The sequence below is a fragment of the Streptomyces sp. NPDC041135 genome, from assembly GCF_055592085.1.
This window is the reverse complement of sequence record NZ_JBVIYZ010000054.1, coordinates 1-11,910: the sequence shown is the minus strand read 5'-3', so window position 1 is coordinate 11,910 and position 11,910 is coordinate 1. Positions and strand designations below refer to the sequence as shown.

Sequence of the window (11,910 nt, the reverse complement as noted above, 5' to 3'; positions counted from 1 at the left end):
TCGTGGGCGAAGGGCAGGGTGTTGAGGTGCATGCCGTACACCCGGTCCGCGCCGAGGACCTCGGGCCTGGCGTTGCAGACGAGGCCGGTGAAGAAGCGTTCCTGGTCGGTGATCAGGCTCATCGTCTTCAGGTGTGCCGCGTGCAGCACGCTCTTGAGTGAGGCACCGGCGGCCGAGGCGAGGGCGCGCAGCGGCTCCTCCAGGTCGGCGTACGGGATTCTGCTGCGGCAGACGAGCGGCGCGGTGTCCGCGGGCTCGGCCCAGTCGGCCGGCGGGGTGAAGCGGTCGTGGCCGGTGACGATGCCCTGCCAGTAGCCGCGGTCCTCGGCGCGGGCGAGTGCCTCGCGTTCGGCGGCGATGAAGTCGGCGAAGCGGACGGCGGCGGCCGGGTCGTCGCCCGGTGCCTCGCCGTTCCGGGCGCGCCGGTACTCGTCGAGCACCTCCATCAGGAGGTTGCTGTGGCTCCAGCCGTCCAGGATGACGTGGCACTGGGTCACCGAGAGCCACCAGGCGCCGTCGCTCTCGACGTGGGCGCCGAGCCGCAGCAGCGGGGCGGCCGCCAGGTCGAACAGCTCGGCGCGCTCGTCGGCGGTGAAGCGCCGCAGGGAGTCGGCGCGTTCGGACGCGCTCTGGCCCCGCAGGTCCCGGAGGGTGACGACGGGTGCGGCATCCGTGTGGACCAGTTGCAGGGGGACGGAGTACGAGGTGAGGTCCAGGGAGGTGCGCAGCACCTCGTGGCGGCCGGTGAGCACCGCCGCCGCCGTGCGCAACGCATGCGCGCAGAAGGGCTGCTCGTCCCGGATGCGCACGGAGACCACGTTGTGATACTTGTGCCGGCTGTCGCCGCTCTGCATCTCGATCACCATGCCGAGCTGGACCTGCGACAGCGGGTAGGCGTCGGCGAGGCCTTCCGGGAGCCGGTCGCGGTCCTCGTCCGCCAGCAGGACGAACGGCGCCGTCGGCGCGGTGGTGCCTGCGGCGGGGGCGGGCCGGCCGGTGGCCAGTTCGGCGAGTGCGGCCACCGTGCGGGCGGCGAGCACGTCGCGTACGGCCACGTCGTGGCCCGCGGCGCGCAGGGCGCCGACGACGACGAGGGCCCGGATGGAGTCGCCGCCGAGGTCGAAGAAACCGTCGTCGACACCGACCCGTTCGACCCCGAGGGCAGCGCGCCAGATACCGGCGATCTGCTCCTCGGCCGGGGTGCGCGGGGCGACGTAGGCACGGTCGCTGCCCAGCGCGGCGCCCTGCGGAGCGGGCAGGGCCCGCCGGTCGAGCTTGCCGTTCGTGGTTAGCGGCAGCGCGGTCAGCGGCACGAACGCCGCCGGAATCATGTACTGGGGCAACGACGCCGACAGGTGCGAGCGCAGCTCGCCCAGACCCGGCACCTGTCCGCCCCCCGCGGGGACGACGTAGCCGACCAGCTGCCTGTCGCCCGGCGTGTCCTCACGCACCGCCACGACTGCGGCGCGCAGTCCCGGGTGCGCCACCAGGACGCTCTCGATCTCGCCCAGCTCGATCCGGAACCCGCGGATCTTCACCTGGTCGTCGGCGCGGCCCAGGAACTCCAGGCTCCCGTCCGGCAGCCGCCGCGCCAGGTCCCCGCTCCGGTACAGCCGTGATCCGGCCGGTCCGAACGGGTCGGGCACGAACCGCTCGGCCGTCAGCTCCGGCCGGTTGAGATAGCCGCGCGCCACTCCCGGGCCCGCGACGTGGATCTCACCCGGCACCCCGATGGGCACCAGTTCGCCGCGGCCGTCCAGGAGGTGGACGCGCAGGTCGCTGAGCGGACGGCCGATCGGGTTGCCGGCCCGCGGGTCGAGGTCGCGCCTGGTGAGCCGGTGGTAGGTGGTGTGCACGGTCGTCTCGGTGATCCCGTACATGTTCACCAGGGCCGTGCGGGCCAGGCCCAGCCGGTCGGTCCACGGCTTGAGGTCGGCCACCTCCAGTTTCTCGCCGGCGAAGACCACGGCGCGTACCGCCAGTTGCCTGACCCGGTGGTCGCCGTCGCCGGCCGCGGCGACCAGGCCGCGGAACGCGGACGGCGTCTGGCTGAGGACGGTGACCTCTTCCCGCACGAGCAGGTCGAGGAACTCGTCCGGGGAGCGGGTGACCGTGAGCGGGACGACGACGAGGCGTCCGCCGTGCAGCAGCGCGCCCCACATCTCGAACACCGACACGTCGAAGGCGTAGCTGTGGAACAGCGACCACACGTCCGTCTCGTCGAAGGCGTAGTGCTCCTGCGCCGTCGACATCAGCCGTACGACATTGGCGTGGGTGAGCGCGACGCCCTTGGGGCGGCCGGTCGAACCGGAGGTGTAGATGGTGTAGATCAGGTTGTCCGCACTGCCCTCGACCCCCAGGTCGCCCGCCTCCTGCGCGGCGATCAGCCCGGCGTCCCGGTCGAGCAGCAGCAGCTCGCCCTGGAACCGGTTCTCCAGCAGCCCCGCCGGCGCCGACGTCGTCACCACCACCGGGGCGGCCGTGTCCTTCGTGATGTACGCCAGCCGTTCGGCCGGGTTCGCCGGGTCCAGCGGCACGTACGCCGCGCCCGACTTCAGCACCCCCAGCAGGGCCGGCAGCAGCTCGGGGCCGCGCTCCAGGCAGACCCCGACCAGCGTCTCGGGACCCACGCCCCTGGCCCGCAGCACCCGCGCGATCCGGTTCGCCCGTGCGTTCAGCTCCGCGTACGACAGGCTGATGTCGCCGCTGGTGAGGGCTTCGGCGTCCGGTGTCCGTGCCACCTGCTCCTCGAACAGCTCGTGCACCCGGCGGGTGACGGGCCGCGCGGACTCGGTGCTCTGTTCACCGAGCAGCCGCTCACGCTCGCCCGCGGGCAGGTACATCGCCCGGGCGTCGCCGTCGGCGTCGGCGGCCATCGACTCCAGGACCGCCCGGTACATGCCGGCGAGCCGCTCGGCGTAGGTCCGGCCGAGGACCTGGGTGGAGGCGGACAGGACGAGGCGGTCGGCGGTGGCGTGGGCGCAGAACCCGAACTCGGTGGGTGTCTCGCTGACGCGCACACCGGAGTCGACCAGTTCGTCCTCCACCTGGTGGAAGTCGACGAAGTTGAACAGGACGTCGATCAGCCGGCCCGCGCGCGCCTCGCGCTGGATGGCGGGCATGGGGTAGCGGCGGTGGTCCCAGATCTCCAGTTCCCGCTGGAAGACCTGGCCGACCAGCTCGCGCCAGGTGCGGGCTCGGCGATCGTGCGCGAACGGCAGCGAGTTGAGATGCATGCCGTAGACGCGCTCGGCGCCCGCGACCTCGGGCCGGCCGTGGCAGACCAGACCGGTGAAGAAGGCGGCCTCGCCGGTGAGCTGGCTCATCACCTTCAGGTGGGCGGCGTGCAGCACGCTCTTGACGGATGCACCGGTGGTGGCGGCTAGGGCGCGCAGGTCTTCGGCCAGGTCACCGAAGGCGACGGTGACGCGGTGGGAGCCAGTGGACTCGTTCCCGGCCTCGGCCCAGCCGGCCGGGAGCTCGAACTTGGCGTGCTCGGTGACGATGCCGGACCAGTAGGCACGGTCGTCCTCGTCGGCGAGGGACGCCAGCTCACCGGCGATGAAGTCGGCGTACCGGACGGGGAGTTCCTCCTGCTCCACCGGACGACCGTCGCGCAGCGCCCGGTAGGTCCGCAGGATCTCGGCGACCAGCGAGGCGTGGCTCCACCCCTCCAGGATCACGTGCGACTCGGTGAGGGTGAGCCACCAGGCGCCGTCGGCCTCGATGTGGGCGGCGGCCCGCAGCAGCGGCGCCGTGGACAGGTCGAACAGGTCCTGGCGCTGCGCGGTGACGAAGCCGCGCAGGGTGCGTTCCAGGTCCGCCCGGCCGAGCCCGCGCAGGTCGTGCGCCGGGACGGCGACCGGGACGTCCGCGTGGACGACCTGCATGGGTACGGAGTAGCCGGTGGCGTGCACCGACGTGCGCAGCACGTCGTGGCGGGCGACCGCCAGACGGACGGCCTCGGTCAGCGCGGCGGGCGAGAACGGCGTCTCGTCCTCGACCCGGAACGACGTCACGTTGTGGTAGTTGCCGCGCCCGTCGTCGGCGAGCAGTTCGACGACCATGCCGGCCTGGATCTGGGAGAGCGGGTAGGCGTCCACGGCGTCCGCGGGCAGCTTCGCCCGGTCCTCGTCCGTGATGAGTGCGAACGGCACCACCGCTGCCTCCTGCCGCGTCGTGTCCCGCCTGTCGGCCAGCTCGGCGAGGCGGGCGATCGTGCGGTGTTCGAAGACCTCACGCACGCCGATGTCGAAGCCGGCCGCGCGCAGGGCACCGACCAGCGGCACCGCCCGGATGGAGTCACCGCCCAGTTCGAAGAAGCTGTCGTGGACGCCGATCCGGTCGACGCCGAGCACCTCCTGCCAGACGGCGGTGATGTGCCGTTCCGTGTCGGTGCGCGCAGCGAGGTAGGTGGTGCCCGAGGCGATCGCGGTCTGCGCGGGGGCGGGGAGCGCCCGCCTGTCGAGCTTGCCGTTGGCGTTGAGCGGGATGCCGTCGAGGCGGACGTAGGCCGTAGGGACCATGTAGTCGGGCAGGGTCTGCGTGAGGTGGTCGCGCAGCTCGGCCGGGCCGGGGCCCTCGGCGCCGGCGGGCACGAAGTAGCCGACCAGGTGCTTCTGGCCGGGGGTGTCCTCGCGGACCACGACGACGGCGTCGCGCACTGCGGGGTGGGCGGCGAGCGCGGCGGAGATCTCGCCGGGTTCGATGCGGAAGCCGCGGATCTTCACCTGGTCGTCGATCCGGCCGAGGAAGTCGAGCCGGCCGTCGGGGAGCCTGCGGGCCAGATCGCCGGCCCGGTAGAGGCGGGCGCCGGGCTCGTTGCCGTACGGGTCGGGCACGAAGCGCTCGGCGGTCAGTCCGGGCCGGTTCAGGTAGCCGCGGGCGACGCCGGGGCCGCCGACGTGGATCTCGCCGGGCACGCCGAGCGGGACGAGGTGGCCCGCGCGGTCCAGCAGGACGGTGCGCAGGTCGCCGAGAGCGCCGCCGACCGGGCTTGCCGGCGCTGCGGCCAGGTCCGCCGGGGTGATCCGGTGGTGGGTGACGTGGACGGTGGTCTCGGTGATCCCGTACATGTTGATCAGCTGCGGGGTGTCCAGGCCCAGCCGCTCCGCCCACGGGGCGAGTTCGCCGACCTCCAGCTTCTCGCCGCCGAAAACGACCGAGCGCAGGGCGAGCCGGTCGACGCGCGGGTCGCCGTCGCGGGCGGCGGCGGCCAGGGAGCGGAACGCCGACGGCGTCTGGTTCAGCACGGTGACCCGCTCGTCGGCGAGCAGGCCGAGGAAGTCCTCGGGCGAGCGGCACACGCTCTGCGGGACGACGACGAGACGGCCGCCGTACAGCAGGGCGCCCCACAGTTCCCAGACGGAGAAGTCGAAGGCGTACGAGTGGAAGAGCGTCCACACGTCCGCCGGACCGAAGTGGAACTGGTCCTCGGTGGCGGTGAACAGCCGCAGCACGTTGGCGTGGGTGAGGCAGACGCCCTTGGGCCGTCCGGTGGAACCGGAGGTGTAGATGACGTAGATCAGGTCGTCCGCGGCGGCCAGCGGGGCCGGGTTGTCCGGGGACTGCGCGGCGAGCGGCGCCGGGTCTTCGTCGAGGACGATCAGCTCGCCGTCGTAGCGGCCCGCCAGGGCGCCGGCCGCGGACCGTTCGGTGAGGACGACGGGGGCCTCGGCGTCGGCCGCGATGTGGGCGAGCCGGTCGGCGGGGTGGGCCGGGTCGAGCGGCAGGTAGGCGCCGCCGGCCTTGAGGACGCCGAGGAGCGCGGGCACCAGCGCGGCGGAGCGCTCCAGCAGGACGCCGACCAGGGTCTGCGGTCCGACACCGCGGGCTCGCAGCAGGTGGGCGATGCGGTTGGCGCGTGCGTTGAGTTCGCCGTAGGTGAGCGAGGTGCTCCCGAAGGTGACGGCGACCGCGTCCGGGGTGCGGGCGGCCTGCTCCTCGAAGACGCCGTGGACGGTACGGGGATCGGCGGGCGCCGCGGGACGGGTGGTCCAGTCGGCGAGCAGCAGCTCCCGCTCACCCGGCGGCAGGTAGGCGGCCTGTGCGTCGCCGTGCGGGTCGGCGGCCATGGATTCCAGGACCGCGCGGTACATGCCCGCGAGGCGTTCGGTGTCCGTGCGGGAGAGGCTGGCCGTGGTGGTCTTGAGGTGCAGGTGGCCGGCCAGGGTGGTGACGGCGAGGCCGAACTCGATGCCGCCGGAGCCCACCCCCGACTCGACGTCCACGAGGTCGGTGTCGACCATCCGGAAGTCCTGGTAGTTGAAGACCACGTCGATGAGCCGGCGGCCGGACCCCGCCGCGTGGGTGCGCTGCATCTCGGGCATCGGGTACTGGCGGTGCGGCCAGAGCGCGGCTTCCCGGTCGAAGACCTGGCGCACCAGTTCCCGCCAGGTGCGGGCGGTGCGGTCGAAGGGGAACGGCACGGTGTTGACGTACATGCCGTAGACGCGGTCGGCGCCGGCCGCCTCGGGGCGGGTGTCGGTGACCAGCCCGGTGAAGAAGGACTCCTCGGCGGTGAGCTGGCTCATCACCTTCAGGTGGGCGGCGTGCAGGACGGCCTTCAGGGAGACCTGGGCCGTGGAGGCGAAGGTGCGCAGCCGCGGCTCCAGGTCGTGCAGCGGCACCCGGACCCGGTAGCTGTGCGCCGGGCCCTGGGCGGGGGTGGGGGCGGGCAGTTCGAACTTCTCGTACGTGCCGGTGATCCGCTGCCAGTACGCGCGGTCGTCCGCCGATTCCAGCGAGGCCAGCTCGGCGGCGACGGCGTCGGCGAAGCGGACATCGGGCGCGGCGGACGCGACGACGTCGCCGGGGGCGGTGCCGGACCTCAACTGCTCGTAGGTGTCGAGGAGTTCCATCATCAGGGCGTGGTAGCTCCAGCCCTCGGTGATGGCGTGCGACTCGGTGAGGGCGAGGTGCCAGGCCTGGTCGCTCTCGACGAGCGCGGCGACCCGCAGCAGCGGGGCGGCCGCCAGGTCGAAGACGTCGGCCTTCTCGGCGGCGACGAACGCGCCGAGCGCCGCGTCCTGCGCCGCGGGGTCCTGGCCGCGCAGGTCGTGCACGGCGACCGCGGTGGCGGCCTCGGTGTGCACCAGCTGCATCGGTACGGAGAAGCCGTCGAGCCGGAACGACGTGCGCAGCACGTCGTGGCGTGCCGTCACCAGCCGGACCGCTCCGGCCAGGGCCGCGGCGTCGAAGGGCACCCCGTCACGGATCCGGTTGACGCTGACGTTGTGGTACTTGGCGGCGGCCGGGTCGGCGAGCATCTCCACGGCCATGCCGACCTGCACCTGGGACAGCGGGTAGGCGTCGTCGAGGCCGGCCGACAGCGATCCGCGGTCGGCGTCGGGCACCAGGGCGAAGCGGGCGACCGCCGGCTCGGGCCCGGCGGGTGCGGGGCGGCCGGTGGCGCGTTCGGCGGCGGCCGCGACGGTGCGGCCCTCGAAGATCTCGCGCACGCCCAGGTCGAAGCCGGCCGCGCGCAGGGCGCCGATCAGGGAGACCGCGCGGATGGAGTCGCCGCCGAGGTCGAAGAAGCTGTCGTGGACGCCGATCCGGTCGACGCCGAGCACCTCCTGCCAGACGGCGGTGATGCGCTCCTCGGCACGGGTGCGGGGGGCGGTGTAGGCGGTGTCGGCGGCGAACGCCGAGCGGTCGGGGGCGGGCAGCGCGCGCTTGTCGACCTTGCCATGGGCGGTGAGCGGGAGGGCGTCGAGGACGACGTAGGCGGCGGGCAGCATGTAGTCGGGCAGGGTGGCCGCGAGGGCGTCGCGCAGGGCGGCGGGGGCGAGGGTGTGGCCGTCGGCCGCACTGACGTAGGCGGCGAGCTGCTTGTCGCCGGGGGTGTCCTCGCGGACCACGACGACGGCGTCCCTGACCTCGTCGAGGCGGGCCAGGGCCGTCTCGATCTCGCCGGGTTCGACACGAAAGCCGCGCAGCTTGACCTGGTCGTCGACGCGGCCGATGAAGTCGAGCTGGCCGTCGTCGAGCAGCCGTACCGAGTCGCCGGTGCGGTACAGGCGTGCGCCGGGCTCGTCCCCGTACGGGTCGGGCACGAAGCGGTCGGCGGTCAGGTCGGGGCGGCCGCGGTAGCCGCGGGCGAGGCCCGCGGCGGCCACGTACAGCTCGCCGGGGACGCCCGCGGGTACCGGTCGCATCGCGGCGTCGAGGACCCGCAGCGCGAAACCGGGCAGGGGGCGGCCGATCGGCGGGGTGACGGACCCGGCCAGCGGTGCGCTGACCGAGGCGCAGACGGTCGTCTCGGTGGGCCCGTACGCGTTGAGCATGCGCCGCCCGGGCGACCAGGCGGCCACCAGGTCGGGGGTGCAGGCCTCGCCCGCGACGACCAGGGTCGCGGCGGCCGGCAACCCGCCCTCCGGGGAGAGCACGGTGAGCGCGGTGGGCGGCAGCGTGAGGTGCGTGACCTCCTGCTCGGCGGTGAGCGCGGTCAGTGCGGGACCGGGCATCAGCCGCTCGGCCGGAGCGAGGACCAGTGTCGCGCCGGACAGGACCGTCTGGGCGAGGTCGGCGAAAGCCGCGTCGAAGCTGGCCGAGGCGAACTGCAGGACGCGGTCGCCGGGAGCGATGCCGAAGGCGGCGGCCTGTGCGTCGGCGAGGTTGCGGGTGCCGCGGTGGGTGACGACGACCCCCTTGGGGCGGCCCGTGGAGCCCGAGGTGTAGATGAGGTAGGCGGCGTGGTCGACGTCCAGTGCGACCTCGGGAGCGGTGGCGGGCCGGGCGGCGATCCGGTCGGCGTCCCCGTCGAGCAGGACGATGGCCGCGTCGTGGGCGGGCAGCTTCGCGAGGAGGTGTTGCTGGGTGACCAGGACAGGCAGCGCGGAGTCCGCCAGCATGTACGCGAGGCGGTCGGCGGGGTAGGCCGGGTCGAGCGGTACGTAGGCACCGCCCGCCTTCATGATGCCGAGCAGGCCCACTACCAGGTCCGGGCCGCGTTCGGCGCTGATGCCGACGATCGTCTCGGGTCCGACGCCGAGGCCGGTCAGGTGGTGGGCGAGCCGGTTGGCGCGGGCATCGAGTTCGGCGTACGTGAGGGTGGTGTCCTCGTACACGAGCGCGGCGGCGTCCGGGGTGCGGGCGACGTGCGCGGCGAACTGCGCGGGGACGGTGAGGGGTTCGGCCGCCGGGGCGGGGCCGGTCAGCGCGGTGAGCAGCTCGCGCTCGCCCCGCGGCAGGCGTACGGCGCGCGCGTCACCGTCCGGGTCGGCGGCCATCGCCTCCAGCACCGCCCGGTACAGGGCGGCCAGCCGCTCGGCGTTGCGGGTGCCGAGGGCGTGGGTGTGGCTGCTGAGCCCGAGCTGTCCGTCCAGCACGGAGACGTGCAGGGCGAATTCGGTGGCGGCGTCGTGCACCGCGCCCGCCATGTCCACCCGGCCGGTGTCGACCTGGTGGAAGTCGAGGTAGTTGAAGACCACGTCGATCAGCCGGTGGCCGCCGGCCAGCCGCTGGATCGCGGGCAGCGGGTAGCGGCGGTGCGGCCAGGTGCCGGCCTCGCGGGCAAAGACCTGCTGGACCAGCTCGCGCCAGGTGGCGGCGCAGTCGCGGTCGAAGGGGTGCGGCAGCGTGTTGAGGTGCATGCCGTACACCCGCTCGGCGCCGGGGGCCTCGGGACGGCCGTGGGCGACGATGCCGGTGAAGAAGGCCGGTTCGTCCGTCAGCATGCTCATCACCGTCAGGTGGGCGGCGTGCAGGACGCTCTTGTACGACACCCGGGCCGCGGCCGCGAACGCCCGCAGCGGCCGCTCCAGCCCGCGCAGGTCGACGCGGGCCCGGGAGGGGCGGCGTGGGCCGTCCGGGTCGGCCCAGGAGGCGGGCAGCTCGAAGGGCGCGTACGTGTCGAGGGTGCGCTGCCAGTGGGCGCGGTCCTCGGCACAGTCGAGGGACTCCAGCTCGCCGGCGATGAAGTCGGCGTACCGGACGCCGATCGGCTCGTGCGCGTCCGCGACGCCGTTGTCCCTGATCTGCCGGTAGCAGTCGAGGATCTCCATCAGCAGGGAGTGGTGGCTCCAGCCCTCGGTGACGACGTGCGGCTGGGTCAGCCCCAGGTACCAGGAGTCGTCGGTGTCGACGAGCGCGGCGATCCGCAGCAGCGGGGCGGCCGTCAGGTCGAACAGCCGGGCGCCCTCGGTACTCCGGAAGCCGGCCAGCGCCTCGGCGCGCTCCTCGTCGCTCGCCAGGGCGCGCAGGTCGTGGACGGTGACCGGCACCTCGGCGTGCTCGTGCACGACTTGCAGGGGCACCGAGTAGGCGGCCAGTTCGATCGACGTGCGCAGGATGTCGTGGCGGCCGGTGACCGTGCGGGCGGCCGCGCGCAGCGCCGCCACGTCGAAGGGGGCGCCGGCCGGGTCCTGGATGCGGAAGAGGCTGACGTTGTGGTACTTGGTGCCGCCGTCCTCGGCCAGCATCTCGACGACCATCCCGGTCTGCACGAGGGAGAGCGGGTAGGCGTCCTGGACCCCGGCGGGCAGCGCCTCCCGGTCCGCCTCCGGCAGGAGGGCGAACGGCGCCACGCCGGCCGGCGCGGCCGTCTCGGGTGCGGGCCGGCCGGTGAGGAGTTCGGCGAGCCGGGCGACGGTGCGGTACTCGAAGACATCGCGCACCCCGATGTCGAAGCCCGTGGCGCGCAGCGCGCCGACCAGGGCGACGGCGCGGATGGAGTGGCCGCCGACGTCGAAGAAGTCGTCGTCCACCGACACCCGTTCGCACTCCAGGACCCGGCGCCAGACGGCGGCGATCCGCTCCTCGATGCCGGTGCGCGGGGCGACGTGGTGGTCCTGCCCGGTCCCTTCGGCGCCGGTGTCGGGGGCGGGCAGGGCGCGGCGGTCGGTCTTGCCGTTGGCGTTGAGGGGCAGGGCGGGCAGGGCGGTGAAGGTGGCCGGGACCATGTAGTCGGGCAGGTGCAGGGCGCAGAACGTGGCCAGGTCCTGCACGGGCGGCTGTTCGCCGTGCGTGTAGTAGGCGGCGAGCCGGCGTTCGCCGCCGCCGCTGTCGTGGACGGTGACGCACACCTCGCGCACGGCCGGGTGCGCGGCCAGGACGGCCTGCACCTCGCCCAGTTCGACACGGTAGCCGCGGATCTTGACCTGGTCGTCCAGCCGGCCCAGGAACTCCACCTCGCCGTCCGGGCGCCGGCGCACCAGGTCACCGGTGCGGTAGAAACGTGCGCCCGCGGGCCCGAACGGGTCGGGCAGGAACCGCTCGGCCGTCAGGTCCGCACGCCCCGCGTAACCGCGCGCCACCCCGGTACCGCCGACGTACAGCTCCCCCGCCACCCCCACCGCCACCGGCTGCAGGGCCGCGTCCAGGACGTACATCGTCATGTTGGGCAGCGGCCTGCCGATCGGCACGGTGCCGGAGGGGTGTGCCTCGGTCACCGGGTGGACGCAGGTGCCCACCGAGGCCTCGGTGGGCCCGTACTCGTTGACGAGCCGGCCGGGTCCGAGTGCGGCCAGCCAGCGGTCCGCGACCTCGCCGGGCAGTGCCTCGCCGGCGACCACGACCGTCCCGGCCAGGGACGCCACCGTCCCGGGGCTGAGCTGGTGGCCGAGGATCTCCAGGTGTCCCGGGGTGAGCTTGATGAAGCTGTACGGTCCCCCGGCCACCAGGTGGGCGCCCAGATCGGCCATGTCGACCGCCCCGGGCACGGCGTGCACGGTCTGCCCCGCGACGAGCGGCGCCCACAGGTTCGGCACCACCAGGTCGAAGGCGACCGAGGAGAACAGCGGCGCACCGCCCGTGCCCTGGGACAGCAACTCCCGCGCCGCCCAGGCGACGTGGTTGACCAGCCCCCGGTGCGCGACCTCCACACCCTTCGGCGCGCCCGTCGAACCCGACGTGAAGACGACATACGCCAACCCGTCCAGATCGTCCACCCGCGGCGGAGCCGTCACC

1 protein-coding gene is annotated in these 11,910 nt (G+C 73.8%); it reads right to left on the bottom strand.

Annotated elements, in window-relative coordinates; genetic code table 11:
• Positions 1–11,873 (bottom strand): amino acid adenylation domain-containing protein (locus ACZ6CZ_RS36715; protein ID WP_469030233.1); only part of this gene is annotated, 11,873 nt, incomplete at its 3' end.
• Positions 11,874–11,910 lie beyond the last annotated feature (37 nt).